Raw genomic sequence first — 25,317 nt, 5'->3', positions numbered from 1 at the left:
CGGCCCCGTAAACCTCGACGGTGCCGTGCGCGGCGGGCCGCCGACGCACGTGAGCCGGTCAACGTCCCGCCCGGGGCGGTCCGGCTCACCGCCCGCCGGGCGGCTCACGGTTGCGGGTCAGCGCCGGAATTGCACCGGCTTCCCCCCGTACGGGTGTGATGACGACTCCGCCACTTTACCGGCAGCCCCGCACGGCCCGAGGGGTGGCCGTGGGCACACCGGCCCGGTGACCGGCGTCACGCTCTCGACGGGCTCGGGCCGTACGGCCGGCGCGCACGGGATCGACGACGTGTGGGTGCCGCGCCGGGGACCGCGAGGGCCGGCTCGGGCGTCGAGGCCCGGTCCGTCGCCGCATACGGCCGGCCGAGGCGATCGGGTGTGGTGCACCCCGGATGCCGCTCCCCCGTGACCGGCACCCGGGGCGGTCGTGTCTCGCTCTCCGTGCCGAGATCCTCACCCACCGCTCGCGCGACTGTCAACGATTGCTGCCCACTTCCGTAGGAAGCGCTGTCACCTCTGGTCGGTCACCGACCGACCCGGTAGCCTCGCGTCAGCCCGACACCGAACGGACGACAGCCCAGGGAGAACTCGGTGAGTGACGCGTACGCCGACCTGGCCGATGTCCTGCGCCGGCTGGGCGAGTTGACCGGCCGGCCGGGCCGGCTGCCGGAGGCCCTCGACGTGGCCGATCTGTCCCGCCGCACCGGTGTTCCCGTCGCCGTCGTCGCCGAACTCCTCGACGGCGGCCGGGCTCCCGAGACCATGCTGGCCCAACGGGTGCGCCAGCGCCTCGACTTCATCCGCGAGAACCGGCGTCGGCCCGACGGAAAGCGGTACTCCCTGGGCGAGCTGGCCGCCATCGCCGGCACCAGCCGGCAGTGGCTGAGCGAGTGGCGCAAGAGCGGGATGCCGAGCCTCGCCCACACCGACCGGCTGCGGCGTTTCTTCGGCCTGCCCGCCGGGTTCTTCACCGCCGACGAACCGGAAGCGCTGCACGAGGCGTTGCAACCCGTGCTGCAGAACCTGGAGGCCGAGGCCGACCCGCTGCTGCGGCTGCGCCAGAACGGACTGGTCCGGCTCGCCGCCCGCGCCCCGCAGATGAACGCCCACCAGCTCGCCACCCTCGCCGACCTGGCCGAGATGATCATCTCCGCGGAGCGGGTGGAGGACGCCGGGCGTACCTGACCCCGCGTCCAGGACGGGGGCGGGACGGCCCCGCCACGGCGCACGTCGCTCACACGGCCACGTACGCCACCGGCTCGCTCCCGGCGAGCGGTTCGGCCCGCCCCTGCTTCACCAGGCGGCGCAGATGGGACTCGGCCTCGGAGACGGCGATGTTCCGGGAGCCGTAGGGGATGTCGGCCCAGGGGCGGTTCCACTCCATGCGCTCCGCGAGCTGCCAGGGTGTGAGGGGCTCGCGCAGCAGCGCGAGCAGCCCGGCCAGCCGCTGCTCGTGGTGGTCGAGCAACTGCCGTACCCGGGCGGGCGCGTCGGTGAACGCGTACTGGTGGGCGGGGAGCACCTCGGCCGGGGCGAGCCGGCCCACCCGCTCCAGGGAGTCGAGGTAGTCGCCGAGCGGATCGGTCACCGTGGCGTCGTCGGGGTCCTCGTACAGACCGATGTGCGGGGTGATCTCCGGCAGCAGGTGGTCGCCGCTGAACAGGCGCCCGCGACCCGCGAGTCGCGCGGGATGGCCCTCCTCCAGATGCAGGCAGACGTGGCCGGGGGTGTGTCCCGGGGTCCAGACGGCGCGCAGCCGGCGGCCGGGCAGGTCGAGGAGTTCGCCGGGCACGACGTCCCGGTCCGGCAGGGCGGGGGAGAGACCGGGCAGGGTACGGCGGCCCCGGGCGGCCCGCAACGGGGCGATGTGCTCCTCGGGCGCTCCGGCCGCCGCGAGCTTGTCCGCCATGTACGCGTACCAGCGCTCGGGCCGGGTCTCCCGGGCTCGCCGGACGATCGCCGCGTCGGCCTCGTGCATCGCCACCCAGGCGCCGGACGCCTCGCGCACCCGTGCGGACAGCCCGTGGTGGTCGGGGTGGTGATGGGTGACGACCACGCCGTACACCTCGGACACCGCCGTGCCGCAGGCCGCCAGGCCCGCCACGAGCACGTCCCAGGACGCCGGATCGTCCCAGCCGGTGTCGACCAGCACCGGTCCCCGGCCGGTGTCCACGACGTACACCAGCGTGTGGCCGAGGGGGTTGTCCGGGATGGGCACCTGAAGGGACCGCACGCCCCCGCCGTGATCGAACGTCTTCGTCATCAGGTTCCTCCGCCCCGCCGCCCGCAGCCTTTCGATCCTGTTCACTATAACCAGAACTGACGCAACGTCAGTTGGGGGTGACAGAGGGGACGTGCGGGCGGGCACCCCGACTTGCGTCATGCTTTCGGCCTACTAGAGTGGAAACATCCCATATGAGCGTATCTGGGGAGAGCTCATGCAGCGAAGGACGATCAAGAGGGCCGCGGCCCTCAGCTCCGCTCTGGTGGCGACCGGTGTCGCCCTCATGCCGTTGAGCGTGCAGCCGGCGTTCGCGTCACCAGCCCCGACGCAGGTGAGTTCCGCGGCGGTTGCTCCCGAGCAGAGCCACTACCAGCAGGGCTTCCGGCAGGGCTTCCGCGACGGCTTCTCCGACGCGCGCTCCGACTGCGACCGCGACGGCTACAGCTCCGGCTACTCGTCCGGCCACGACTCCTCGTGGGCGCACGGTTACGTCGACGGCTACAACCGGGGCTACAGCTCGGCCTACAACCGGTACTGCGACTGAGTCCGCTTCACCGCGCGACGGTCGGGGCCGCACCGGCGGGTGATCCGCCGGTGCGGCCCCGACCGGTGTCGGCCATTGCCCGCTGTAACTAGAACTGGTATCAGTTCTGAAACGGCGTCAGATACGCGCGGTGCGGTGGGAGGCAGTCGGCCATGACCGAGCTCGTGGAACACGGACAGCTGTTCATCGGCGGGGAGTTGACCGACCCCCTCGGCACGGACGTCATCGAGGTGGTCTCCCCGCACAGCGAGGAGGTCATCGGCCGGGTGCCGCACGCCTCACGGGCGGACGTCGACCGGGCGGTGGCCGTCGCGCGCCGCGCCTTCGACGAGGGGCCCTGGCCACGGTCCACGCTCGAGGAGCGGATCGAGGTCGTCACCCGCATCAAGGACGGCATCGCCGCGCGGCACGAGGAGATCGCCCGCGTGATCTCCTCCGAGAACGGCTCCCCGTACTCCTGGAGCGTCCTCGCCCAGGCGCTCGGCGCGATGATGGTGTGGGACTCGGCGATCCGGGTCGCGCGGGACTTCACGTACGAGGAGCGCCGCGCCGGCGTCCTCGGCCCGCTCCTCGTCCGCCGCGAACCCGTCGGCGTGGTCGCGGCCGTCGTCCCGTGGAACGTCCCGCAGTTCGTCGCCGCGGCCAAGCTCGCCCCGGCGCTGCTGACCGGCTGCACCGTCGTCCTCAAACCGTCCCCGGAGTCCCCGCTGGACGCCTACCTCCTCGGTGAGATCGCGCGCGACGCCGGGCTGCCGGAGGGAGTGCTGTCCATCCTCCCCGCCGACCGGGAGGTCGGCGAGTACCTGGTCGGCCACCCCGGCGTCGACAAGGTCTCCTTCACCGGCTCGGTCGCCGCCGGCCGGCGCGTGATGGAGGTCGCCGCCCGCAACCTCACCCGGGTCACGCTGGAACTCGGCGGCAAGTCGGCGGCGGTCGTGCTCCCGGACGCGGACCTGGGGACGGCGGTGGCGGGCATCGTCCCGGCGGCCTTCATGAACAACGGCCAGGCCTGTGTGGCCCAGACCCGCATCCTGGTGCCGCGCGCCCGGTACGCCGAGTTCGCCGACGCCTTCGCGCAGGCGGCGAGCGCCCTGACGGTCGGCGACCCGCTGGACCCGGCCACCCAGGTCGGCCCCCTGGTCGCCCGGCGCCAGCAGCAGCGCAGCCTCGACTACATCCGCATCGGCCAGGAGGAGGGCGCCAAGATCCTCACCGGCGGCGGCCGGCCGGCGGCCCCGGACCGGGGCTGGTACGTCGAGCCGACCCTCTTCGGCGACGTGGACAACTCCATGCGGATCGCCCGCGAGGAGATCTTCGGCCCGGTGATCTGCCTGCTCCCGTACGGCGACGAGGCCGAGGCCCTGAAGATCGCCGACGACTCCGACTACGGTCTGTCCGGCAGCGTGTGGACGGCCGACGTCGAACACGGCATCGAGGTGGCCCGCCGTGTGCGCACCGGCACGTTCTCCGTCAACACCTTCAGCCTGGACATGCTCGGCCCGTTCGGCGGCTACAAGAACTCGGGCCTCGGGCGGGAGTTCGGCCCGGAGGGGTACGGCGAGTACCTGGAGCACAAGATGATCCACCTGCCGGCGGGGGCGTGAGGATGGGCGACCGCTGGCACGTCGAGGTCGACCGCTCCGTCTGCATCGGCTCGGCCCAGTGCCTCCACCACGCCCCGACCGCCTTCCGCCTCGACACGGCCCGCCAGTCCCACCCGGTGGACCCGGCCACCGACGCGAACGAGGCGATCCTGGCGGCCGCGGAGAGCTGCCCGGTGGAGGCGATCACCCTGACCCTCCTGGACACGGGGGAGACGGTGTTCCCACCGGAGGAGTAACGGGGCGGGGGTCCGGCGGCCGGGGGTGTGCCCTAGCGCGAAGCCCCCGGCTCCGTCAGGTCGATCAGGCGGCAGACCGTTTCGATGTCTATCTTGACCTGGGCGATGGAGGCGCGGCCCGAGAGCCAGGTGGTGAGGGCCGAGTGCCAGGTGTGCTCGATGACCCGGACGGCGGAGAGCTGCTGCGGCGTCGGGTCCGCCAGGCCCATCGCGTCCAGGATGATCGCCGTCGTCTGCCGGGAGACCTGGTCCACCTCGGGGGAGACGCTGCGGTCGGCGAAGGTCAGGGCCCGGACCATCGCGTCCGCCAGGTGCGGCTCGCGCTGGAGGGCGCGGAAGGCGCGCATCAGCGTCTCCGCCACCCGCTCGGCCGCCGTGTCCCCCGCCGGCGGCTTCTTCCGCAGCGTGCCGTGCATGTGCTCCAACTGGTCCTGCATGGTGGCGACCAGCAGGTGCACCTTCGACGGGAAATAGCGGTACAGCGTGCCGAGCGCCACCTGCGAGGACTCGGCCACCTCACGCATCTGCACCGCGTCGAAACCGCCCCGGCTGGCCAGGTGGGCGCTCGCGCGCAGGATCCTGCGGCGGCGGGCCTCCTGCCGCTCGGTGAGCGGCGGCGACGGCGGCCGCGACGTACTGGCTTCCGCAGGCATGGGTCCCGTTCCGTGACAGTCGGTGAGGGTGTCGGTGGGGCATGTGATCACCCGGCGCGGAGGGGGCCGATGTCGTGGCGTGAATCACCTGATCCACTGCTCACAGCGCCCCTACCTGCCGGTAGATTCAGAGCCTCTTGAACGATCAAGTCTGAAACTTGTTCTAGATTAGCGTCCCGTCGTAGTCTCGCGGGACCGTGCATGCAGAAGGGGGCACCGAGTGACCGCCGAGGCCCGGGAAGCGGGTGCCCAGGAGGACTCCGCAGCCGACGGCAAGCGACCGCTCCACATCGCACTCCTCACCTATAAAGGGAACCCGTTCTGCGGCGGCCAGGGTGTCTACGTACGGCACCTCTCGCGTGAGCTCGCCCGCCTCGGCCATCGCGTCGAGGTCATCGGCTCGCAGCCGTACCCCGTCCTCGACGAGGGCTACCCCGCGCTCACCCTGACCGAGCTGCCCAGCCTCGACCTGTACCGCCAGCCCGACCCCTTCCGCACCCCCGGGCGCGACGAGTACCGGGACTGGATCGACGCCCTCGAAGTGGCGACGATGTGGACCGGCGGCTTCCCCGAGCCCCTGACCTTCTCGCTGCGCGCCCGCCGCCATCTGCGCGCCCGCCGCGGCGAGTTCGACGTCGTCCACGACAACCAGACCCTCGGCTACGGCCTGCTGGGCGACATCGGCGCGCCCCTGGTGACCACGATCCACCACCCCATCACCGTCGACCGGCAGCTGGAGCTGGACGCCGCCGAGGGCTGGCAGCGCCGCTACTCGGTGCGCCGCTGGTACGCCTTCACCCGCATGCAGAAGCGCACCGCCCGCCGGCTGCCCTCCGTCCTCACCGTCTCCGGCAGCTCCCGGCAGGAGATCGTGGACCACCTCGGCGTCCGCGAGGAGCGCGTCCACGTCGTCCACATCGGCGCCGACACCGACCTGTTCGCGCCGAATCCGGCCGTTCCCGAGGTGCCCGGCCGGATCGTCACCACCTCCAGCGCCGACGTCCCCCTCAAGGGCCTGGTCTTCCTGGTGGAGGCGCTGGCGAAGGTGCGCACCGAGCACCCGGCCGCCCACCTCGTCGTCGTCGGCAAGCGCCCCACCGAGGGCCCGGTCGCCCAGGCCGTCGAGCGCTACGGCCTCGAAGGCGCCGTCGAGTTCGTCAAGGGCATCTCCGACGCCGAGCTCGTCGACCTGATCCGCTCGGCCGAGGTCGCCTGCGTGCCCTCCCTGTACGAGGGCTTCTCGCTGCCCGCGGCCGAGGCCATGGCCACCGGCACCCCCCTGGTCGCCACCACCGGCGGCGCGATCCCCGAGGTCGCGGGCCGCGACGGCGAGACCTGCCTGGCCGTGCCGCCCGGCGACGCCGGAGCCCTGGCCGCCGGCCTCGGCCGGCTGCTCGGAGACCCGGAACTGCGCGCCCGGCTCGGCGCCGCGGGCCGCGAGCGGGTGCTGAGGAACTTCACGTGGGCACGCGCCGCCGAAGGCACCGTGGCCCGCTACCGCGAGGCCGTCGCACGCTCCGCGGGCGGCGACGGCGCCCACGCCACGGCCGGCGGCGCGACGGCCCCCGGTCCCGGCCGTTCCGCGGCTTCACCGAGTGTCGCGGTCACGGCGTCCCGGAGCGACGCGTCCACGATCTCGGCCAGTGACACCGGCGTCTACACCGAAAGCAGGGCCACGTGCTGACCGTCGACTTCTCCCGGTTCCCGCTCGCCCCGGGCGACCGTGTCCTGGACCTCGGCTGCGGGGCCGGCCGGCACGCCTTCGAGTGCTACCGGCGCGGCGCCCAGGTCGTGGCCCTCGACCAGAACGCCGAGGAAATCCGCGAGGTCGCCAAGTGGTTCGCGGCGATGAAGGAGGCCGGCGAGGCCCCCGAGGGCGCCACCGCCACGGCCATGGAGGGCGACGCCCTGGCCCTGCCCTTCCCCGACGAGTCCTTCGACGTCGTCATCATCTCCGAGGTGATGGAGCACATCCCCGACGACAAGGGTGTCCTCGCGGAGATGGTCCGCGTGCTCAGGCCGGGCGGCCGGATCGCCGTCACCGTGCCGCGCTACGGCCCCGAGAAGGTCTGCTGGGCGCTGTCCGACGCCTACCACGAGGTCGAGGGCGGCCACATCCGCATCTACAAGGCCGACGAGCTGGTCGGGAAGATCCGCGAGGCCGGCCTGAAGCCGTACGGCAGCCACCACGCGCACGCCCTGCACTCGCCGTACTGGTGGCTGAAGTGCGCCTTCGGCGTCGACAACGACAAGGCGCTGCCGGTCCGGGCGTACCACAAGCTGCTGGTCTGGGACATCATGAAGAAGCCCCTGGCCACACGGGTCGCCGAGCAGGCGCTGAACCCGCTGATCGGCAAGAGCTTCGTGGTCTACGCGACCAAGCCGCACCTGCCGCGTCTCGACGGGACCGACGGGGCGGCCGCCAAGTGACGACGCCCCGGACAGAACACCTGGTCCTGCCCGGGGTCCTCACCGCCGGGCAGGCCGCCGCGACCGTACACGGCATCCTCGCCGCGCAGCGGGAGGACGGCGCGATCCCGTGGTTCCGCGGGCACCACCTCGACCCCTGGGACCACACCGAGGCCGCCATGGCCCTGGACGCGGCCGGCGAGCACGAGGCGGCCGAGCGGGCCTACGACTGGCTCGCCCGGCACCAGCTCGAGGACGGCTCCTGGTACGCGGCCTACGCCGACGGCGCCCACGACGACGTCACCGACCGCGCCCGCGAGTCGAACTTCGTCGCCTACATAGCCGTCGGCGTCTGGCACCACTACCTGTCCACGGGGGACGACACCTTCCTGGACCGCATGTGGCCCTGCGTCTACGCGGCCGTCGAATGGGTGCTGCGGCTCCAGCGGCCCGGCGGGCAGATCGGCTGGCGGCGCGAGGACGACGGCACCCCCACGGCCGACGCCCTGCTCACCGGAAGCTCCTCCGTCCACCACGCCCTGCGCTGCGCCCTCGCCATCGCCGAGCAGCGCGAAGAGCCCCAGCCCGACTGGGAGTTGGCGGTCGGCGCGCTGCGCCACGCGATCCGCCGGCACCCCGAGCGGTTCCTCGACAAGGACCGCTACTCGATGGACTGGTACTACCCGGTCCTCGGCGGCGCGCTGACCGGATCGGAGGCCAAGGCCCGCATCGAGGAGTCCTGGGACCGCTTCGTCGTCCCCGGCCTCGGCGTGCGCTGCGTGATCCCCAACCCGTGGGTGACCGGCGGCGAGTCCAGCGAACTCGCCCTGGCCCTCTGGGCGGTCGGGGAGTCCGACCGCGCCCTGGAGATCCTGCAGTCCATCCAGCACCTGCGCGACCCCGCGACCGGCCTGTACTGGACCGGCTACGTCTTCGACGACGACGCGGTCTGGCCCCGCGAGCTGACCACCTGGACCGCGGGTTCGCTCCTCCTGGCCGTGGCCGCGCTCGGCGGCCACGACGCCACCTGCGCGGTCTTCGGCGGCGACCGCCTGCCGACCGGCCTGGACCCCGACTGCTGCGCCTAGCCGACGCGAGCGGCACGGCCCCCCGGGGACCGTGCCGCGTGCCGCCTCAGTGCCGCTGCATCCGGCTGGCGATGGCGTGGCCGACGAACAGGTAGACCACCGCGGCGAGACCGTAGCCCGCCACCACCCGGGCCCAGGCCTCGTCGAACGTGAAGAGGTCGTGGGACCAGCCGGCCAGCCAGGCGGCGGCGTCATGGACGAACTGCACCAGGCTGTTCGCCCGGTTCGCGTCCAACAGGTACATCAGAATCCAGAGGCCGAGTATGAAGGCCATGACGTCGGCGACGATCGCCACGACCGTCCCGGCCTGATTCGCGCCCGTGCGATATCGAGACATGTTCTTCGGATTGCCGCTTCCGGGCCCGTGAAACCGGGCAGGGCGCGCCGACGGCGTTCCTCCCCGAGTGGCGGGACGCGGCCGTTCGGGTGAACCTGCCGGAGGAAGCAGACCGCTCGGGGAAACACGTCCGGAGGACCCCGTGCCCGTACCGATACGGCGCCTCTTCGTGGCGCTCACCCTCTGCTGCGCACTGGTGGCGGGCGCCACCGCCTGCGGCAGCAGTGAGAAGACCGGCAGTACGAAGACAGCCGCTTCGGCGGTCGCCGCCGCGCAGGAGGCCACTCCCAGCCCGTCCACCTCCGCCGAACGCCAGAAGTTCGCCAAGACCCGCTTCGTCGCGAACGCAGGCCTCGCCGCCGGCGCCACCTACCAGTGGATCGTGAAGCCCTGGAAGGCCGGCAAGTTCAAGAAGGGCGCCCACGGCCGCAAGCTGTCCCTGGTGAAGGCCGGTCTCGCCGGTGCCTTCGCCTACAACCGCCTCAAGGCCGCGCAGAAGAACGCCCAGGGCGATCCGTTGCTGTCGAAGGCACTCGCGCCGCTCACCGCGGGCATCGCGTCCCTCAAGAGCCTGCCGTCCAAGCTGCGCAAGGGCGACGAGGGTGCGGCGAGTTCCTTCGACGACATCATCAACCAGGTGAAGGACGCGGGGAAAAGCGCCGGCGCCGAGGTCAAGAACAAGGTCCCCTCGACGTCGCAGCTCACCCAGGGCTAGGAGTTCAGCTCCGCCAGCACCCTGAGGGTGTGCGGGTCCGGTGACAGGGCCAGCAGGTCCGTCACCGGGCCCTTGCGCCACAACTCCAGCTTTTCCGCGATGCGTTCGCGCGGGCCGACCAGGGAGATCTCGTCGGCGAAGGCGTCCGGGACGGCCAGTACGGCCTCCTCCCGGCGTCCGGCGAGGAACAGCTCCTGGATCCGCCGGGCCTCCTCCTCGTACCCCATGCGGGCCATGAGGTCGGCGTGGAAGTTGCGGGCCGCGTGCCCCATCCCGCCGATGTAGAACCCGAGCATGGCCTTGACCGGCAGCAGCCCCTCCGCGACGTCGTCGCACACCTTCGCCCGTGCCATCGGAGCCACCAGGAACCCCTCGGAGAACTCCCGCACGACGTCCCCGTACACCTCCGGCCGGCTCGGCGACCAGTACAGCGGCAGCCAGCCGTCGGCGATGCGGGCCGTCTGCGCGACGTTCTTCGGCCCCTCGGCGCCGAGCAGCACCGGCAGCTCGGCCCGCAGCGGATGGGTGATCGGCTTCAGCGGCCTGCCGAGCCCCGTCCCGTCCGGCCCCCGGTACGGCAGCGGATGGAACCGCCCGTCCACCTCCACCGGCGCCCGGCGGCGCAGCACCTGCCGTACGACGTCCACGTACTCCCGGGTCGCGGTCAGCGGGGACTTCGGGAACGGGCGGCCGTACCAGCCCTCCACCACCTGCGGCCCGGACAGGCCCAGCCCGAGCAGCGTCCGCCCGCCGGAGAGGTGGTCCAGGGTGAGCGCGTGCATCGCGGTCGCGGCGGGCGAGCGGGCGGCCATCTGGGCGACGGCCGTACCCAGCCGGATCGTCGAGGTCCGCGCGGCGATCCAGGTCAGCGGGGTGAAGGCGTCCGAGCCCCAGGACTCCGCCGTCCACACCGAGTGGTACCCGAGCCGCTCCGCCTCCTGGGCGAGCGCCACGTGTCCGGGGTCCGGACCGCGTCCCCAGTAGCCGAGTGCGAGACCGAGCCGCATACGCCTGCCTCCTGACGGAGCGTCAGTTCACCGACCGGGAGGCGACTGTACGACAACGGCCCCCCGCCCGGAAGGGCGAGGGGCCGGAGTACGGCGAGATGCGGGACTCAGCCTCGCTGGATGCCGGAGGTGTCCTGGAGGACACCGCGGCGGCCGTCCTGGGTCTGTGCGACCAGCGCGGCACCGCGCTGCTCGACGGCCAGGTACCAGGTGCCCGGCGCCAGTTCGGCGATCGGGTTCGTCGAGCCGTCCTCCGCGAACAGCTGGCGCGGCACCGGCACGGCGAACCAGAACGGCGAGAAGTCCCCGCCGGAGGTCTGCGGCGCCGGAGCGGCGGGACCGGCGGGCGGCTGCTGCCCGGCGGGCGGCTGCTGTCCGAACGGCTGCCCCGGCTGCGGCTGGGCACCGTACGGCTGCCCCGGCTGCGGCTGAGCACCCGGGTAACCGTAACCACCCTGCGGCTGGGCACCGTAGGGCTGCGGGGCTACCGGCTTGGGGGCGGGGACCAGACTGGCCTGGAGGGCGGGGACCAGGGGCGTGGCGACGGCGGCTCCGGCCATGACGAGGGTGGCGATGAGGGCGATGATGAGGCCCGTGCCCGCACTCGGTCCGTCGGACGAACTGCTGAAGTTGTTGGCGCCGCCGGCCGGGTCGATGACGTTGCCGAGCGCACTCCACGCGGCGAAGACCGTGAAGGCGACTCCGAACTGGCCGAGTTCCAGACCGGCAACCTTGCGCGGCTGCGGCAGGGCCCGGGCGACGACTACCAGTGCAGTACCGATGAGCCCGGCAAGGACAACGCTGAGCAGGACGGGCCCGCTTGCCCAGAGGCTCGGGATCTCGAAACTGGAAGGAGCTCCGTTGTACGAGTAGTTGTCGAGGAACGACGCGATGAACAGCAACACCGCTGCTCCGATCACCACGCCGTCGCCTCTAGTGAGGGAGCGGATATTCACTTCAGGTCCTTCGTGAGTCGTCTCGTCATCGGTAGAGGCGTCGCCGTCACCCTGTCGCCGTCAGGCCCCGGTGTGACGCGCGGGGGTGACCCCTCATGATACGGATGACACTATCGTCCACATGGTCACGATGTCCGCCCGGATCCGTCGGCCGATCACTACGTGCGCAGGAAACTCACGATTCCCGCAGAGATCCTTCCGCGCCGCCCCCTGTCGCGTCCTTGTTATCGCACGGTCCCCGGGATGTGAGGAACATCCCGGGAACCGTTGACAGATTGAGACCGCGCGGGACGTGGCCGCAGCGATCCCCGCCTCTAGCGCTGGTGGTACTTGAAGCAGACGCCGATGGGCTCGGAGGCGGTCTTGTTCTTCTGGATGGTGACGAACGTGTCGACCATCAGGACCTGCACGTTGAACCGCTTGACTTGGTACTTCGTGTACGCGTCGAGGGTGCCGTGCTTGCCCTTGGGCACCTCCCTGGCTCCACTGACAGTGATGCTCTTCGACTTCGTCACGTCCCAGCCGACACCGGCACTGATCACGCCCTTGGACGCCGATATGTTCTTCGAGAGCACGGTGCCCGCGGAGTGGGTCTGGTCGATGCGCAACGTCGTGCCTCCCGGGCCGTCGGCCGAGGCGATCACGTGCTTACCGCATGTGGAGCCGATGACGTGGACATTGGACAGCCGCTTGAATCCGCCGCCGATGCCGGGCTTGACGGGGCTCGAGGCGCTCGAGTGGGCGTTCGGCGCGGCGTGCGCTGAGGCCGTCATGGCGAGCGGGCTGGTTGCGAGTGCGATGGCAGTGATCCCGCGCCACACCATTTGAAGCTTCACCTGATCCCCCTTAATTGCGTGAAGTGCAGAAACTTCGCGCTTGGTCGAGGTCAGTCAAGCAAGCGCGTGTTGCGCATCGCAATCAAGTTGAGGGAAGCCAGAGCGTTTACATGTCGACAAAGTCAGTGATCGAGGAACCCGGCGATTCCCTCGGAGATCCCCCGCGCCGCCTTCTGCCGCCAGGCGCCGCTGGTCAGTAGTGCCGCGTCCTTGCTATCGCGCATGTTGCCGCACTCGATGAACACCTTGGGGACTGTTGACAGATTGAGACCACCCAGGTCCGTACGCGTGACGAAACCGGTACCTCCGCCGAGGTAGTTGGAGGGCGGTTCACCGGTCTCGCGCACGAAGTTGCCCACGATGCGCACCCCGAGGTCGTGCGAGGGGGCGACGATCTTCCGGGTGTCCGCGGCGCCGGAGTGCACCGATCCCGGCAGGATGACGTGGAAGCCGCGGTTGCCGGGCGCCGAGCCGTCGGCGTGCAGGGAGATGGCCGCGTCGGCGTGCGCCGCGTTGCCGATCCGGGCCCGCTCGTCCACGCAGGGCCCCCAGACCGGGCTGTCCCCGTCGCGGGTCAGCTTCACCGTGGCGCCCTGCTGCTCCAGGAGCGTGCGCAGCCGGTGCGCCAGATCGAGGGTGAACCGGGCCTCCGGGTAACCGGCGTTGGTGGACGTCCCGGTGGTGTCGCACTCCTTCCGGTTCGTCCCGATGTCCACCTGGCGGTTGATCTGGGCCGTGTGCTGGAAGTTGCCGAGGTTGTGCCCCGGGTCGATGACGACGACCTTGCCCTTGAGCGGTCCCGAGGCGGCGGCCGTCGGTGACTTGGCGGGCCGCTTGCCGTCGTCGTCCGAGGAACGGGGCGAGGCGGACCGGGCCGACGGCGAGGAGGGGGACGCCGGGGCGGTGCGCGAGGGCGAGTGCGAGGCAGGGGCCGCCGTGCGGTCGGAGCCTTCCGGGCCGCCGCCGCCCACCGCCTCGTACACCAGCCAGCCGAGCAGCGCTCCGGGCACCAGCGCGGCGAGCGCCACGGTCAGCGGCCCGCGCCGGGACCGGCGCGGCTGTGGGGGATCGAAGTCCGGGCCTACGTACGACACGCTGCCACCTTACGGTCCGACGCGCCCCGCCCGCACAGACTCCGACCGGTGCTTCGGCCGGCCGGCCGCGGCGGGGGAGGGGCTGACGCGCCGCCTGCCGGCCGGGTGCCGGGGCGCGCGGAGGCGGAGCGCCGTGCGCCGGACCGCTGTTGTGCGGGTGAGCGGTCGGCGGCGGACGCGCCGTCCGGCTCGCTGACGGCGGGAGGTCAGATGCCCGTGCCGGTCCGGCGCAGTACGCGCAGGGAACCCGTCGCCGAGATCTCCGTGAACGCGCCGGAGTCCAGGGCGCGCAGGTAGACGCGGTATGGGGCCTGGCCGGTGAACTCGTCCTCGGGGTGCGGGAAGACGTCGTGGATGACCAGCAGTCCGCCCTCGGCGACGTGCGGCGCCCAGCCCTCGTAGTCGGCGGTGGCGTGCTCGTCGGTGTGGCCGCCGTCGACGAAGACGAAGCCGAGCGGGGAGTTCCAGATCGCCGCGATCTGCGGGGAGCGGCCGACCAGGGCGACCACGTGGTCCTCCAGGCCCGCCCGGAACAGCGTGCGCCGGAAGGCAGGGAGGGTGTCCATCAGGCCGATCTCCGGGTCCACCGTCTCCGGGTCGTGGTAGTCCCAGCCGGGCTGCTGCTCCTCGCTGCCCCGGTGATGGTCGACGGTCAGCGCCGTGACCCCGGCCGACCGGGCCGCGTCGGCGAGCAGCACCGTGGACCGGCCGCAGTACGTGCCGACCTCCAGCAGCGGCAGCCCCAGCCCGCCGGCCTCCACGGCGGCCGCGTACAGCGCCAGGCCCTCGTCCACGGGCATGAACCCCTTGGCCGCCTCGAACGCGGCCAGGATCTCGGGCTTGGGTGCGGCGGACATGGGCGGCCTTCCGGTCGTACGGCTGTCTGGCCGCCCATGCTGCCGTACCCCCTGGCCGTCAGCACGACCAGGGGGTACGGGGAGGAGGCCGGAAGGGGTGCGGGGCACGCTAGACGTCGACCGTCTCACCCGGCAGGGCGAGGTCCAGGTCCACCGCGTGCTCGGCCCCGGAATGGCTCGCGGACGAGGCCAGCGGTCCGTGCCCGGCGGCCCGCGCGGCCAGCACGTACGCACCCTCGGCCGGCACGGCGAGGGAGTAGAAGCCGTCCTCGGCGGAAAGGGTGGCCCCCGCCTGCCGGCCGCGCCGGTCGATCAGCGTGACCTTGGCCCGGGCGACCGGAGCGCCGCCGGCGTCCAGGACCCGCCCCCGGAAGCCGCGCAGCACCTCCTCGGCGCGCAGCAGGTTCGCGTCCTCCTCGCTGCTCGCCCGCAGCTGCGCGTGCTGGGCCGGCCGCGGGGCCTTCGGCAGGAAGACGGCCAGCAGCAGGCCGACCGCGACGGCGGCGGTGGCGATCAGGAAGGAGACCCGGAAGCCGTGCATGGTCGGGATCTCGAAGCCGCCCACGGTGTTCGCCGTGTTGGCCAGCACCATGCCGATGACGGCGCTGGAGACGGACGTGCCGATGGACCGCATCAGCGTGTTGAGGCCGTTGGCCGCGCCGGTCTCGGACGCCGGGACCGCGCCGATGATCAGCGCGGGCAGCGAGGAGTAGGCGAGGCCGATACCGGCGCCGAGGACGACCGACGTGACGATGGTCTGCCAGGCCGCGTCCATGAGGCCGAGGCCGCCGCCGTAGCCGAGGGCGATGATCAGCAGGCCGATGATGAGGGTGACCTTGGGGCCGTACCGGGCGGACAGCCGGGCGTAGACCGGCGCCGTGAACATCATGGTCAGGCCCAGGGGGGCCACGCACAGACCGGCGACGACCATGGACTGGCCGAGACCGTAGCCGGTGGCCTTCGGCAGCTGGAGCAGCTGGGGCAGGACCAGCGAGACGACGTAGAAGCTGACGCCGACCATGATCGACGCCAGGTTGGTGAGCAGCACCTCGCGGCGGGCGGTGGTGCGCAGGTCGACCAGGGGCGCCTGGACGCGCAGTTCGAACAGGCCCCACAGCAGGAGCACGACCACGGCCGCGGCGAACAGGCCCAGCGTCGTCCCCGAGGACCAGCCCCAGTCGCTGCCCTTGGTGACCGGCAGCAGGAGCAGCACCAGTCCGGTGGACAGGCCGATGGCGCCCGGCAGGTCGAAGGAGCCCTCGGCGCGCATCGGGGACTCGGGCACCACGAGGAGGGTGAGGAGGATCGCGACCACGCCGAGGCCGGCGGCGCCGTAGAACAGGGAGTGCCAGTCGCTGTGCTGGGCGACGAGGGCCGCCGCGGGCAGCGCGAGACCGCCGCCGACGCCGATCGAGGAGCTCATCAGGGCCATGGCCGAGCCGAGCCGCTCGCGCGGCAGCATGTCCCGCATCAGACCGATGCCGAGCGGGATCGCGCCCATGGCGAAGCCCTGGAGGGCACGGCCCACGATCATGGTGAGCAGCTGGCTGGTGAGCGCGCTGACCAGGGCGCCCACCACCATCACGGCGAGGCTGAGGATCAGCATGCGCCGCTTGCCGTAGAGGTCGCCGAGCCGGCCCATGATCGGGGTGGCGACGGCACCGGACAGGAGGGTCGAGGTCAGGACCCAGGTGGCGTTGCTGGGGGCGGTGTCCAGCAGCTGCGGCAGGTCCTTGATGACCGGCACGAGCAGCGTCTGCATCACCGCGACCACGATGCCGGCGAAGGCGAGCACCGGGACCACGGTCCCGCCGGCCTTCCGGGTCGGTTGATCGGTCGTCGTACGGGTCATTGGGTGAGGCCTCCTGAACATAAGTGCTCGGTAAACCTCGTATGCACAGGCAACTATTCCGTTGCTTCGGGCCTCTAATGAAGACTTGACCTTTCCATGGGTTTCTGATCTTCCGTCAGGTCTGGTGGGTTGGTGGAACACGTTCTACTCTGCGCGCCATGAAGGCCTATGTCGCCGGGGTCGGGATGACCAGGTTCGAGAAGCCCGAGACCCGTGAATGGCAGTACTGGGACATGGTCCGGGAGGCCGGGGGCGCGGCGCTCGCGGATGCCGGGGTCTCCTACACGGACGTGGAACAGGTTCCTGTCGGCTACTGCTTCCAGCCCTCCACCGCCGGCCAGCGCGCCGCGTACGAGCTGGGACTCACCGGCGTCCCCGTCTACAACGTCAACAACAACTGCGCGACCGGCGCGACCGCGCTCATGCTCGCCCGGCAGCTCGTCGAGGGCGGCGCCTGCGACTGCGCGCTGGCACTCGGCTTTGAGAAGATGCGGCGGGGAGCGCTCGGCGGAGGGGCCGACGGCGGCGACTTCGCCACCTCACCCGTCGGCCGGCACTACGGGATCATGGCCGCCCGGCACGGGTTCGAGGCGACCCCGCCCACCGCCCAGATCTTCGGCGACGCGGCCCGCGAGCACATGGAGCGGTACGGCACGACCGAGGCGCAGCTCGCCGCGGTCGCCGCCAAGAACCACCGCCACTCCGCGCACAACCCCTACGCCCAGTTCCGGGACGTGTACGACGTGGCCGCCGTGCTCGCCTCGCGCACGGTCCACCGGCCGCTGACCAAGCTCCAGTGCTCGCCGACCTCGGACGGCGCGTCGGCGGCCGTGGTGGTCTCGGAACGGTTCGCCGAGGAGCGGTCCCTGACCGGGCTGGTCGAGATCGCCGGGCAGGCCATGACGACGGACACCGAGGAGTCCTTCGCGTCCGGCTCCTGCATCGACGTCGTCGGGCAGCCCATGTCCCGGCGGGCGGCCCGGCAGGCGTACGACCGTGCCGGGCTCGGCATCGAGGACGTCGACGTGATCGAGCTGCACGACTGCTTCTCGGTCAACGAACTGCTGACGTACGAGGCGCTCGGCATGTGCGCCCCGGGGGAGTCGGGGAAGCTGGTCGAGTCGGGCGCGACGACGTACGGCGGCCGCTGGGTGGTGAACCCGTCCGGCGGGCTCATCTCCAAGGGCCATCCGCTGGGCGCGACCGGCCTGGCCCAGACGGCCGAGCTGGTGTGGCAGCTGCGCGGCGAGGCGGGCGACCGGCAGGTGCCGGGGGCGCGCACGGGGCTCGCCCACAACATCGGACTGGGCGGCGCGGCGGTGGTGACGGTGCTGCGGGCGGCGTAGGACCTCGGCGGCGGGCGGTGGCGGGGCTCGGTCATGGAGTGGTGACGGGGCCCGGTGGTGGAGCGGTGGTGGAGCGGTGCCGGGGCCCGGGGCGGTGCGGTGCGGTGCCGGCCCGGCGGTGAGGCGATGGCATCGCGAGGGCACTAAGGCGGGGCCAGTGGTGCAGGGCGCCGCCGGAGGCCGTGGGAGCCGGGCCGCCGTCCGGCTGCCCGGAGGTCGGGCCTCCGTCCGGACGCCCGGAGCCCGCGCCGTCGTCCGGGCGCCGTCGCGGGCCTGGTCCGCCGGGCCGCCGTCCGGGTGCCGTCGTAGGTCGCGGGGCCTAGGCCGCCGCCCGGGCGGGGCTGGGCCGAAATGCCGATGCAAGGACCGTAACCGGGTTGAGAGCATGACCCCCATGCTGGAAGCCACCCCTGCCCCGCCCCGGACACTCCGCCGCGCCGCACCCCCGGCCTGGCTGGTGGTGGCACTCGCCTGCGCCGGTCAGTTCCTCGTCGTGCTCGACGTGTCCGTCGTGAACGTGGCCCTGCCCTCGATGCGGACCGACCTCGCGCTGAGCCCGTCCGGCCTGCAGTGGGTGGTGAACGCGTACGCCATCGCCTTCGCCGGGTTCATGCTGCTGGGCGGCCGGGCCGGCGACCTGTACGGCCGCAAGCGGATGTTCCTGGTGGGGCTCGCCCTGTTCACGCTGGCCTCCCTGGGCGGCGGCCTGGCCCAGGAGGGCTGGCAGCTGCTGCTGGCACGGGCCGTGCAGGGGCTGGGCGCGGCGGTACTGGCCCCGTCGACGCTGACCCTGCTCACCTCGGCGGTGGCGGAGGGACCGGCGCGGGCCCGGGCGATAGCCACCTGGACCGCCGTGGGCGCGGGCGGCGGGGCGGCGGGCGGACTCGTCGGCGGGGTCCTGGTGGACACCCTGTCCTGGCGGTGGGTCCTGCTGATCAACGTGCCGGTCGGCGCGGTGGTCCTGGCCGGCTCGGTGCGGTGGCTGACGGAGAGCCGGGCCGGGGACCGGCGCCGGCTCGACCTGCCCGGCGCACTGCTGGTGACGGCGGGCCTGGCGACCCTGGCCTACGGCATCTCGCAGACGGAGGCCGAGGGCTGGACGGCGGCGGCCACGCTGCTGCCGCTGCTCGCCGGGCTGCTGCTGATCGCCCTGTTCCTGCTGGTCGAGGCGCGTACGGCGGCCCCGCTGATGCCGCTGGGCGTGCTGCGGCTGCGCTCCGTGGCGTCCGCGAACGCCGCGATGTTCCTCTCCGGCTCGGCGATGTTCTGCATGTGGTACTTCATGACGCTGTACGCCCAGAACGTGCTCGGCTACACGCCGCTGGAGGCCGGATTCGCCCTCGTGCCCAGCTCGCTGGCGGTGGTCGCCGGCTCCAAGGTCGCGCCGCGCCTGATGCGGCGGGCGGGCGCGCGGAACGTGGCGGTGCTCGGCACGCTGGTGGCCGCGGCCGGCTTCGGCTGGCAGTCCACGATGACCGCGCACGGGGCGTACGTCACCGCGATCATGGTCCCGGGGATCCTGATGATGCTCGGCGCGGGCCTGGCCGCGACCCCGCTCGCGTCGCTGGCCACGTCGGGGGCGGCCCCCGGGGAGGCGGGCGTGGTGTCGGGACTGGTCAACACCTCGCGCACGATGGGCGGTTCGCTCGGCCTGGCCGTGATGTCGACCGTCGCCGCGGCCGGCACGGGCGGCGGGGCGGGCCCCGAGGCGCTGACGGACGGCTACGCGCTGGCCTTCCGGACGAGCACGGCGGTCCTGCTGGGCGGGGCGCTGCTCATGCTGCTGTGGCTGCCGCGGAGAATTTCCGCGAGTTCCGCGAACTGAGGCAACGGTCCGGGCGGCCCGTGGACTCCTTCTGACATCAAGGAGGTAATCCATGGGGGACGGGAAGAGGGCTCGGAACGAGGAGTTCCAGAGCTTCGTCGTCGGCCGCTGGCCGCGGCTGATGCGCACGGCGTTTCTCCTCACGGGGCAGCAGCACGCCGCGGAGGACCTGGTCCAGTCGACGCTCGAACAGGTCTATGTGCACTGGCGCAAGGTCGGCTCGGCCGACGACCCGGAGGCGTACGTACGGCGCGTGATGATCAACGCGCACGCACGCAGGCACCGCAGGCGGCTCAAGGAGTTCCTGGCGCCGAAGGACGACTCGGGGCTGGTGCGCGAGGTGGCCGACACCGGCGACCGGATCGCGCAGGCCGACGACCGAAGCGCGCTGCTGAAGGCGCTCGCCCAGCTGCCGGCGCGGCAGCGGGAGGCGGTGGTCCTGCGCTACTGGGAGGACCTGACGGAGACGCAGACGGCCGAGGCGATGGGCTGCTCGGTCGGCACGGTGAAGAGCAACGCGGCCAAGGGCATCGCCAAACTGCGGGCCATACCGGGGCTGCTGGAGACGGTGACGCAGGGAGGGCGGAAGTGATGAGCGCGGACCGGGAGAACCACGAGATGACACAGTCGGACATCGCCTTCCTCCTCGCGGACGCCGCGGACGAGGTCGAGATCGGCATAGCCCCGGTGCAGGCGGTCGTCCGCGGCGGCCGCCGCCGCAGGGCGCGCCGCTGGGCCCTCGCGGCGACGACGGCCCTGGTCCTGGCGGGGTCGACGGGCGCGACACTGGCGGTCGCCGGGCTGCCCGGGGACCGCGGGGACCGGGGTGCGCACGTGGCGACACGGCCGGCGTCTCCCGAGGCACGGCATGTGTACGAGCCGCAGGAGACGGAGCTGTCGCGGGGCACCTACCGCGGCAAGCCCTGGTACGTCGACATCCAGGTGTGGGGAGCGCCACGCGACGAACACGAGGCGGACCGGCAGTTCGACGCCATGGCCGAGCGGGGACTCAAGCCCGCCGCCACCACACCGGCCGGCCTGATCGGCAAGACCTCGCACTTCGTGACCCGGAAGTACGGTGTCGGCCTTCCCCAGCAGCTCACCTTCGACACGGTGAAGAACCCGGACCACCTGCGGGGCACGGACCTGGAGGCCGCGGCCGCCCCCATCGAGTCCGGCGGCGACGAGGTGTCGCGCCTCGTGGTCGGCAAGGTCGCCACCACCGCGCGGGAGGTCACCTGCACCTGGCGGGACGGCCGTACGACCGTCGTCCGGAGCGGGCCCGTGAACTACCGGCACAATGTGCCGGACCCCGCCATCGTGCCGGTGGACGGCTACCCCGCCGCGAACTGGTTCGTGTGCGCCGCCCCCGACGGGACGGCCTACAAGGACGTGAAGGTGACGAAGTGAATCGCCGCCGAAGAAACCCCGGTCACAACCACCCCCGCTGCCGGGCCTCCCGTACCGCCTCCGTCCGGTTGCGGGTGCCCGTCTTGCCGATCGCCGCCGAGAGGTAGTTGCGGACGGTGGACTCGGACAGATGGAGCCGGCCGGCGATGTCGGCGACCGTCGCCCCGTCCACCGACGCCGTCAGCACCTCCCGCTCGCGGGCCGTCAGCGGATTCGGCCCGGCACTGAGCGCGGCGGCGGCCAGCGCCGGATCGACCACCGTCTCCCCGGTGAGCACACGCCGGATCGCCGCGGCCAGTTCCTCCACCGGCCCGTCCTTCACGAGGAACCCGGCCGCCCCGGCCTCCATGGCCCGCCGCAGATAGCCGGGCCGGCCGAAGGTGGTGAGGATCAGCACCCGGCAGTCGGGCGCCTCGGTCCGCAGCTCCGCCGCGGCGTCCAGCCCGCTCATGCCCGGCAGTTCGATGTCCAGCAGGGCCACGTCCGGGCGGTGGGTGAGCACGGAGTCCACGATGACGTCGCCCGAGGAGAGCTGGGCCACGACCTCGATGTCCGCCTCCATGCCGAGCAGCAGGGCGAGCGCGCCACGCATCATGCCCTGGTCCTCGGCGAGCAGTACCCGGATGCACTTGCCGGGCCGGTGGTCCCGGGGCGACTCGTTCATGGGCTCAGCCTAGGGCCGGGGGAGGAAGGGGGATCCTGCCGCGCCGAAGGCTTCCGCGCAGGTGCGCCGGGGCCCGTGGGGGAGTCGCCCCGGCCCGGCGCGGCCGGGGCGCCACCGGCCGGTCAGCCCGCCGCGGAGGCGGTGGCCGCCACCGCCGTCAACTCGGCCGGTCCGACGGGCAGTTCCGCGGTCACCGTGAAACCCCCCTGCGGTGACCGGCCGGCGCTGAGGGAGCCGCCCGCGGCCGCGAGGCGCTCGGTGAGGCCCGTCAGACCGGTGCCCCCGCCGATGCCCTCCGCGGGCCGGCCGGCGGCCTCGCCGCTGCCGTCGTCGGTGACCCGGAGCCGTACGTGCTCCGCGGCGCCCTCGACGGTGATCTCGCAGCGGCCGGCGTCGCTGTGCCGGACCACGTTGGTGACCGCCTCGCGCACCACCCAGCCGAGCAGCACCTCGGCCTGCGGGGCGAGCGGCGCCCCGCTCCGCCGCACCACCGGCTCCACGCCCGCCGCGGACAGGGCCGAGCAGGCCCGGGTCAGCTCGGTGGCCAGACTGCCCTCGCGGTAGCCGGTCACCGCCTCGCGGATCTCGGTGAGCGCCTGCCGGCCCACCGACTCGATGTCCGTGATCTGCGTCAGCGCGGCGTCCATGTCCCCCGGAGCCAGCCGCCGGGCCGCCTCCGACTTCACCACGATCACCGACAGGGTGTGCCCGAGCAGGTCGTGCAGATCGCGGGAGAAGCGCAGCCGCTCCTTCTCCACCGCCCGCCGGGCCAGCTCCTCGCGGGCGGCGCGCAACTCCCGTACGGCCTCGGACAGACCGAGGATCGCGGCGGTCACCATGCTGGAGATGAAGGTGGCGTACCCGATGGTCGACGCGTCGCCCCAGCCGCCGCGCACATAGGAGACGGCGCCCGCGTACACGGCGAGCAGCAGGCCGGTGCGTCCCAGCCAGGGACCGCGCAGACAGGCGCCCGCCGCGAGGCCCAGCAGCGGGAAGAACGTCAGCCAGTCACCGCCGTACCCGAGGGCCAGACCGGTGGTGAGCAGGCCCATCAGGCCGAGCGCCACCCGGGTGGAGGTCGCCTCGCGCCGGCAGCGGTCGAAGGACCGGAAGGTGACGTAGATGTACAGCGAGTTGAAGGCCAGCAGGCCCATGCCGCCGATCCACGGGTTGGGCGTCCTGCCCTGGAGCAGGTTGGAGAAGGACCCGAGGCCCAGCAGCAGCCAGGGCAGCAGGGAGAAGCCGGTGGGCGGCGGTCCCGGATGGTCGGCGTCCGGCGCCCCGCCGCCCTTCCGGGCGGCCCGCCGGGCGGCCTCGAACCGCCGGTGCTCGGTGCGCCACTGCTTCCCCTCGGCCTGCCAGGCCGCCATCCGGCACCTCATCGCCCGCCACCTCGTCATCTTCGTCTCCCCCGGTCGGTCGCCCCGCACCACGGCGCGGCGACGGCACTGCGTACGGAGTCGACGGTACGGAACCGGGCCCGTCCCGGGCAGAGGCGGTTGTACGGATCCCGGCAGTACGAATGTCACCGTCCGCGTCGCCTGACACAGCGTCAGGAGCCTTCACAACTGTGGAGCGCTCGGCTATACAGGGGGCGCCGGACTGGAACGCGTTCTAGATCGGCCCGTGGCGACCTCGGTGCGGCCGACGGTGCGGACGGCCGTGCCGGGGTCTTGAGACCTGTCAGGAGCCCCATGCCCATCGACGCAGCCAAGGCCCTCGCCGCCGAACCCCGGACCGGCGAGATCAGCTGGAACCAGAAGGACGTGCTGCTCTACCACCTCGGCATCGGCGCCGGCACCCCCGCCACCGACCCCGACGAGCTGCGCTACACCCTGGAATCCCGGCTGCACGTCCTGCCGAGCTTCGCGACCGTCGCGGGCGCCGGGGCACCCGGTGTGATCAGCGGGCTGTCCATGCCGGGCATCGAGGTCGACCTCGCGCGCGTCCTGCACGGCGGCCAGACGCTGACCGTCCACCGCCCGATCCCGGCACAGGGCGCCGCCACCATCACCCACCGCGTCGCCGCCGTCCACGACAAGGGCAAGGCGGCCGTGCTCGTGCTGCGCACCGACGTCGCCGACGCCGACGGGCCGCTGTGGCGCAACGACGCCCAGATCTTCCTGCGCGGAGAGGGCGGCTTCGGCGGCGACCGCGGCCCGAGCGCCCGCCTCGACGCGCCCACCGGCGAGCCGGAGCGGACCGTGGAGCGGCGGATCCGCCCCGACCAGGCCCTGCTCTACCGCCTCTCCGGCGACTGGAACCCGCTGCACGCCGACCCCGAGTTCGCGAAGGTCGCCGGGTTCGAACGGCCCATCCTGCACGGGCTGTGCACCTACGGCGTCACGCTCAAGGCGGTCGTGGACACGCTGCTGGGCGGGGACGTCAGCCGTGTGCGGTCGTACACCACCCGGTTCGCCGGTGTCGTGTACCCGGGGGAGACCCTGCGGATCCGCATGTGGCGGCAGGACGGGAGCGTCCGGGTGGCCGTGAGCGCCGTCGAGCGGGACGACGCGCCCGTCCTCGCCGACACCGTCGTCGAACACTCCTGAGCCAGCCCACCGCCAGAGGGGAGCCGCACCATGCGCGCAGCCGTACTGCACGAGATCGGCCAGGAAAAGCTGGAGGTCCTCGACGACGTCGAGGCGACGGGCTTCGGCCCCGGCAGGGTCAGGGTCCGGGTCCGCGCCGCCGGACTGTGCCACTCGGACCTGTCCGCGATGAACGGAGTGCTGCCCCAGCCGGCCCCCTTCGTCCCCGGCCACGAGGGCGCCGGCGAGGTCCTCGAAGTGGGCGAGGGCGTACGGCACCTGAAGCCCGGTGACCGGGTCGTCATCTGCTGGCTGCCCGCCTGCGGCGCCTGCCCGGCCTGCAAGCGCGGACAGACCGAGCTGTGCCTGGCCGGCTTCATGAACGCGGGCACCCCCAACTTCCGGCGCTCCGGCGGTGACGTCTTCGGCTTCGCCGGCACCGGCATCTTCGCCGAGGAGGTCGTGGTCGACGCCGGCTGCGCCGTCCCGATCCCGGACGACGTGCCCTTCGACATCGCCGCGCTGATCGGCTGCGGCGTCACGACCGGACTCGGTGCCGCGCTCAACACCGCGGACGTGGAGGCCGGTTCGTCGGTCGCCGTCATCGGCTGCGGAGGCGTCGGCATCTCCGCGGTGCAGGGCGCCCGGCTGAAGGGCGCCGCCGAGATCGTCGCCGTCGACCCGGTCGCCTCCCGGCGCGAGTCGGCCCTGCGGTTCGGCGCCACCCGGGCGGTCTCCCCGGAGGAGCTGGCCGGCGCCAAGCAGGAGGTCACCGGCGGCGAGGGCTTCGACTACGTCTTCGAGGTCGTCGGCAGGTCCGCCACCGCCCGCACCGCCTACGAGAACACCCGGCGCGGCGGCACCCTCGTCGTGGTCGGCGCGGGCGCCATGGACGACTTCCTCCAGCTCAACATGTTCGAGCTGTTCTTCGACGAGAAGCGCATCCTGCCGTCCATGTACGGCGGCGGCGACGTCCTGCGCGCCTACGAGCGCACGATCGCCCTGTGGCGGGCCGGCCGCGTCGACCTGGCCGGCCTGATCACCCACCGTGTGCAGCTGGCGGAGATCAACGAGGCACTCGACCAGATGCGTACCGGGACCGCCCTGCGTACCTGCATCGAGATCTGAG

At 72.6% G+C, this 25,317-nt stretch carries 25 protein-coding genes and 1 riboswitch; of the genes, 14 read left to right on the top strand and 11 right to left on the bottom strand.

Annotation, left to right across the window (positions count from 1 at the left end; translation table 11 throughout):
• Positions 1-56: 56 nt before the first annotated feature.
• Positions 57-185: riboswitch (cobalamin riboswitch) on the bottom strand.
• A 406-nt stretch (positions 186-591) separates the two neighbouring features.
• Entirely contained in the window at positions 592-1,185 is a 594-nt protein-coding gene (locus tag ACF08B_RS09135; RefSeq protein WP_093696182.1) for a transcriptional regulator, read from the top strand.
• A 49-nt stretch (positions 1,186-1,234) separates the two neighbouring features.
• Here the strand turns inward: ACF08B_RS09135 and ACF08B_RS09130 are convergent, their stop codons facing one another.
• Positions 1,235-2,263, bottom strand: a complete 1,029-nt coding sequence (locus tag ACF08B_RS09130; RefSeq protein WP_392316770.1) for an MBL fold metallo-hydrolase — start codon at positions 2,261-2,263, stop codon at positions 1,235-1,237.
• A gap of 175 nt (positions 2,264-2,438) precedes the next feature.
• Here ACF08B_RS09130 and ACF08B_RS09125 point away from each other — a divergent pair, with 175 nt between their 5' ends.
• From ACF08B_RS09125 to ACF08B_RS09115, 3 genes are all read left to right on the top strand, one after another.
• Complete coding sequence (locus tag ACF08B_RS09125) at positions 2,439-2,768, top strand: hypothetical protein (protein WP_392316769.1); 330 nt, start codon at positions 2,439-2,441, stop codon at positions 2,766-2,768.
• Between the two features lie 152 nt (positions 2,769-2,920).
• The gene (locus tag ACF08B_RS09120) at positions 2,921-4,372 is read left to right on the top strand and encodes an aldehyde dehydrogenase (protein ID WP_392316768.1); all 1,452 of its coding nucleotides are present in this window, start codon (positions 2,921-2,923) and stop codon (positions 4,370-4,372) included.
• Positions 4,373-4,374: 2 nt separating this feature from the next.
• Entirely contained in the window at positions 4,375-4,608 is a 234-nt protein-coding gene (locus ACF08B_RS09115) for a ferredoxin (protein ID WP_392316767.1), read from the top strand.
• Positions 4,609-4,640: 32 nt separating this feature from the next.
• Here ACF08B_RS09115 and ACF08B_RS09110 read toward each other — a convergent pair whose 3' ends face one another.
• The gene (locus ACF08B_RS09110) at positions 4,641-5,261 is read right to left on the bottom strand and encodes a TetR family transcriptional regulator (RefSeq protein ID WP_392316766.1); all 621 of its coding nucleotides are present in this window, start codon (positions 5,259-5,261) and stop codon (positions 4,641-4,643) included.
• 220 nt (positions 5,262-5,481) lie between these two features.
• On the opposite strand from ACF08B_RS09110, the gene ACF08B_RS09105 reads away from it, so the two are divergent.
• From ACF08B_RS09105 to ACF08B_RS09095, 3 genes are read left to right on the top strand one after another with little or no spacing between them, the layout of a single operon-like run.
• The gene (locus tag ACF08B_RS09105) at positions 5,482-6,945 is read left to right on the top strand and encodes a glycosyltransferase family 4 protein (RefSeq protein ID WP_392316765.1); all 1,464 of its coding nucleotides are present in this window, start codon (positions 5,482-5,484) and stop codon (positions 6,943-6,945) included.
• A complete protein-coding gene (locus ACF08B_RS09100) occupies positions 6,939-7,691 on the top strand; it encodes a class I SAM-dependent methyltransferase (protein ID WP_073893474.1) in 753 nt (250 codons plus the stop codon). Before ACF08B_RS09105 ends, ACF08B_RS09100 begins: the two co-directional genes overlap by 7 nt.
• On the top strand, positions 7,688-8,758 hold the full coding sequence (locus ACF08B_RS09095) for a prenyltransferase/squalene oxidase repeat-containing protein (protein WP_392316764.1): 1,071 nt from the start codon (positions 7,688-7,690) through the stop codon (positions 8,756-8,758). Before ACF08B_RS09100 ends, ACF08B_RS09095 begins: the two co-directional genes overlap by 4 nt.
• A 46-nt stretch (positions 8,759-8,804) precedes the next feature.
• On the opposite strand, the gene ACF08B_RS09090 is transcribed toward ACF08B_RS09095, so the two are convergent.
• On the bottom strand, positions 8,805-9,095 hold the full coding sequence (locus ACF08B_RS09090; RefSeq protein WP_073894127.1) for a hypothetical protein: 291 nt from the start codon (positions 9,093-9,095) through the stop codon (positions 8,805-8,807).
• A gap of 142 nt (positions 9,096-9,237) precedes the next feature.
• On the opposite strand from ACF08B_RS09090, the gene ACF08B_RS09085 reads away from it, so the two are divergent.
• Positions 9,238-9,810, top strand: a complete 573-nt coding sequence (locus ACF08B_RS09085; RefSeq protein ID WP_392316763.1) for a hypothetical protein — start codon at positions 9,238-9,240, stop codon at positions 9,808-9,810.
• On the opposite strand, the gene ACF08B_RS09080 is transcribed toward ACF08B_RS09085, so the two are convergent.
• The 6 genes from ACF08B_RS09080 to ACF08B_RS09055 form a co-directional block, all read right to left on the bottom strand.
• The gene (locus tag ACF08B_RS09080; protein ID WP_392316762.1) at positions 9,807-10,817 is read right to left on the bottom strand and encodes an LLM class F420-dependent oxidoreductase; all 1,011 of its coding nucleotides are present in this window, start codon (positions 10,815-10,817) and stop codon (positions 9,807-9,809) included. The two genes, ACF08B_RS09085 and ACF08B_RS09080, sit on opposite strands and share 4 nt — an antisense overlap.
• A gap of 107 nt (positions 10,818-10,924) precedes the next feature.
• Positions 10,925-11,773 (bottom strand): hypothetical protein, encoded by an 849-nt coding sequence (locus ACF08B_RS09075; RefSeq protein ID WP_392316761.1) that lies wholly within the window; start codon positions 11,771-11,773, stop codon positions 10,925-10,927.
• Positions 11,774-12,087: 314 nt separating this feature from the next.
• Positions 12,088-12,546 carry a hypothetical protein gene (locus tag ACF08B_RS09070; RefSeq protein ID WP_392316760.1) on the bottom strand — a complete coding sequence of 153 codons (459 nt, stop codon included), beginning with the start codon at positions 12,544-12,546 and terminating at the stop codon, positions 12,088-12,090.
• 185 nt (positions 12,547-12,731) lie between these two features.
• Complete coding sequence (locus ACF08B_RS09065; RefSeq protein WP_392316759.1) at positions 12,732-13,703, bottom strand: N-acetylmuramoyl-L-alanine amidase; 972 nt, start codon at positions 13,701-13,703, stop codon at positions 12,732-12,734.
• 206 nt (positions 13,704-13,909) lie between these two features.
• Positions 13,910-14,560, bottom strand: a complete 651-nt coding sequence (locus tag ACF08B_RS09060) for a class I SAM-dependent methyltransferase (protein WP_392316758.1) — start codon at positions 14,558-14,560, stop codon at positions 13,910-13,912.
• Positions 14,561-14,669: 109 nt separating this feature from the next.
• Complete coding sequence (locus tag ACF08B_RS09055; RefSeq protein ID WP_392316757.1) at positions 14,670-16,412, bottom strand: MFS transporter; 1,743 nt, start codon at positions 16,410-16,412, stop codon at positions 14,670-14,672.
• Positions 16,413-16,570: 158 nt separating this feature from the next.
• Here ACF08B_RS09055 and ACF08B_RS09050 point away from each other — a divergent pair, with 158 nt between their 5' ends.
• The 4 genes from ACF08B_RS09050 to ACF08B_RS09035 all read left to right on the top strand — a co-directional run bounded on the left by ACF08B_RS09050 (position 16,571) and on the right by ACF08B_RS09035 (position 20,993).
• Positions 16,571-17,758, top strand: coding sequence for a beta-ketoacyl synthase N-terminal-like domain-containing protein (locus ACF08B_RS09050; protein WP_392316756.1), 1,188 nt, complete (start codon positions 16,571-16,573; stop codon positions 17,756-17,758).
• Positions 17,759-18,143: 385 nt separating this feature from the next.
• Positions 18,144-19,583 carry an MFS transporter gene (locus tag ACF08B_RS09045; protein WP_392316755.1) on the top strand — a complete coding sequence of 480 codons (1,440 nt, stop codon included), beginning with the start codon at positions 18,144-18,146 and terminating at the stop codon, positions 19,581-19,583.
• 52 nt (positions 19,584-19,635) lie between these two features.
• Positions 19,636-20,175 (top strand): SigE family RNA polymerase sigma factor, encoded by a 540-nt coding sequence (locus tag ACF08B_RS09040; RefSeq protein ID WP_093478040.1) that lies wholly within the window; start codon positions 19,636-19,638, stop codon positions 20,173-20,175.
• Positions 20,175-20,993, top strand: coding sequence for a hypothetical protein (locus ACF08B_RS09035; protein ID WP_392316754.1), 819 nt, complete (start codon positions 20,175-20,177; stop codon positions 20,991-20,993). The genes ACF08B_RS09040 and ACF08B_RS09035 overlap by 1 nt, the downstream gene beginning before the upstream one ends.
• A 22-nt stretch (positions 20,994-21,015) precedes the next feature.
• Here ACF08B_RS09035 and ACF08B_RS09030 read toward each other — a convergent pair whose 3' ends face one another.
• Both ACF08B_RS09030 and ACF08B_RS09025 read right to left on the bottom strand, forming a co-directional pair.
• Positions 21,016-21,657, bottom strand: a complete 642-nt coding sequence (locus tag ACF08B_RS09030) for a response regulator transcription factor (RefSeq protein WP_093478043.1) — start codon at positions 21,655-21,657, stop codon at positions 21,016-21,018.
• Positions 21,658-21,779: 122 nt separating this feature from the next.
• A complete protein-coding gene (locus ACF08B_RS09025) occupies positions 21,780-23,027 on the bottom strand; it encodes a sensor histidine kinase (RefSeq protein ID WP_392316753.1) in 1,248 nt (415 codons plus the stop codon).
• Between the two features lie 324 nt (positions 23,028-23,351).
• On the opposite strand from ACF08B_RS09025, the gene ACF08B_RS09020 reads away from it, so the two are divergent.
• Both ACF08B_RS09020 and ACF08B_RS09015 read left to right on the top strand, forming a co-directional pair.
• On the top strand, positions 23,352-24,209 hold the full coding sequence (locus ACF08B_RS09020) for a MaoC/PaaZ C-terminal domain-containing protein (protein ID WP_392316752.1): 858 nt from the start codon (positions 23,352-23,354) through the stop codon (positions 24,207-24,209).
• Positions 24,210-24,239: 30 nt separating this feature from the next.
• Positions 24,240-25,316 carry a Zn-dependent alcohol dehydrogenase gene (locus ACF08B_RS09015; protein WP_392316751.1) on the top strand — a complete coding sequence of 359 codons (1,077 nt, stop codon included), beginning with the start codon at positions 24,240-24,242 and terminating at the stop codon, positions 25,314-25,316.
• The last annotated feature ends 1 nt before the right edge of the window (position 25,317 follow it).

Source organism: Streptomyces sp. NPDC015139 (assembly GCF_043079785.1).
Classification (GTDB): Bacteria; Actinomycetota; Actinomycetes; order Streptomycetales; family Streptomycetaceae; genus Streptomyces; species Streptomyces albidocamelliae.
The sequence above is the reverse complement of the archived record's forward strand: the minus strand, read 5'-3'. Positions and strand labels throughout refer to the sequence as shown.

What these genes read in the sequence shown, in the direction of transcription:
- ACF08B_RS09015 (WP_392316751.1), top strand. Translation starts at nt 24,240, where the DNA reads ATGCGCGCAGCCGTACTGCACGAGATCGGCCAGGAAAAGCTGGAGGTC.
- ACF08B_RS09025 (WP_392316753.1), bottom strand. Translation starts at nt 23,027, where the DNA reads ATGGCGGCCTGGCAGGCCGAGGGGAAGCAGTGGCGCACCGAGCACCGG.
- ACF08B_RS09060 (WP_392316758.1), bottom strand. Translation starts at nt 14,560, where the DNA reads ATGTCCGCCGCACCCAAGCCCGAGATCCTGGCCGCGTTCGAGGCGGCC.
- ACF08B_RS09110 (WP_392316766.1), bottom strand. Translation starts at nt 5,261, where the DNA reads ATGCCTGCGGAAGCCAGTACGTCGCGGCCGCCGTCGCCGCCGCTCACC.
- ACF08B_RS09040 (WP_093478040.1), top strand. Translation starts at nt 19,636, where the DNA reads ATGGGGGACGGGAAGAGGGCTCGGAACGAGGAGTTCCAGAGCTTCGTC.
- ACF08B_RS09080 (WP_392316762.1), bottom strand. Translation starts at nt 10,817, where the DNA reads ATGCGGCTCGGTCTCGCACTCGGCTACTGGGGACGCGGTCCGGACCCC.
- ACF08B_RS09120 (WP_392316768.1), top strand. Translation starts at nt 2,921, where the DNA reads ATGACCGAGCTCGTGGAACACGGACAGCTGTTCATCGGCGGGGAGTTG.
- ACF08B_RS09020 (WP_392316752.1), top strand. Translation starts at nt 23,352, where the DNA reads ATGCCCATCGACGCAGCCAAGGCCCTCGCCGCCGAACCCCGGACCGGC.
- ACF08B_RS09050 (WP_392316756.1), top strand. Translation starts at nt 16,571, where the DNA reads ATGAAGGCCTATGTCGCCGGGGTCGGGATGACCAGGTTCGAGAAGCCC.
- ACF08B_RS09055 (WP_392316757.1), bottom strand. Translation starts at nt 16,412, where the DNA reads ATGACCCGTACGACGACCGATCAACCGACCCGGAAGGCCGGCGGGACC.
- ACF08B_RS09035 (WP_392316754.1), top strand. Translation starts at nt 20,175, where the DNA reads ATGAGCGCGGACCGGGAGAACCACGAGATGACACAGTCGGACATCGCC.
- ACF08B_RS09045 (WP_392316755.1), top strand. Translation starts at nt 18,144, where the DNA reads ATGACCCCCATGCTGGAAGCCACCCCTGCCCCGCCCCGGACACTCCGC.
- ACF08B_RS09030 (WP_093478043.1), bottom strand. Translation starts at nt 21,657, where the DNA reads ATGAACGAGTCGCCCCGGGACCACCGGCCCGGCAAGTGCATCCGGGTA.
- ACF08B_RS09130 (WP_392316770.1), bottom strand. Translation starts at nt 2,263, where the DNA reads ATGACGAAGACGTTCGATCACGGCGGGGGCGTGCGGTCCCTTCAGGTG.
- ACF08B_RS09115 (WP_392316767.1), top strand. Translation starts at nt 4,375, where the DNA reads ATGGGCGACCGCTGGCACGTCGAGGTCGACCGCTCCGTCTGCATCGGC.
- ACF08B_RS09070 (WP_392316760.1), bottom strand. Translation starts at nt 12,546, where the DNA reads ATGACGGCCTCAGCGCACGCCGCGCCGAACGCCCACTCGAGCGCCTCG.
- ACF08B_RS09090 (WP_073894127.1), bottom strand. Translation starts at nt 9,095, where the DNA reads ATGTCTCGATATCGCACGGGCGCGAATCAGGCCGGGACGGTCGTGGCG.
- ACF08B_RS09125 (WP_392316769.1), top strand. Translation starts at nt 2,439, where the DNA reads ATGCAGCGAAGGACGATCAAGAGGGCCGCGGCCCTCAGCTCCGCTCTG.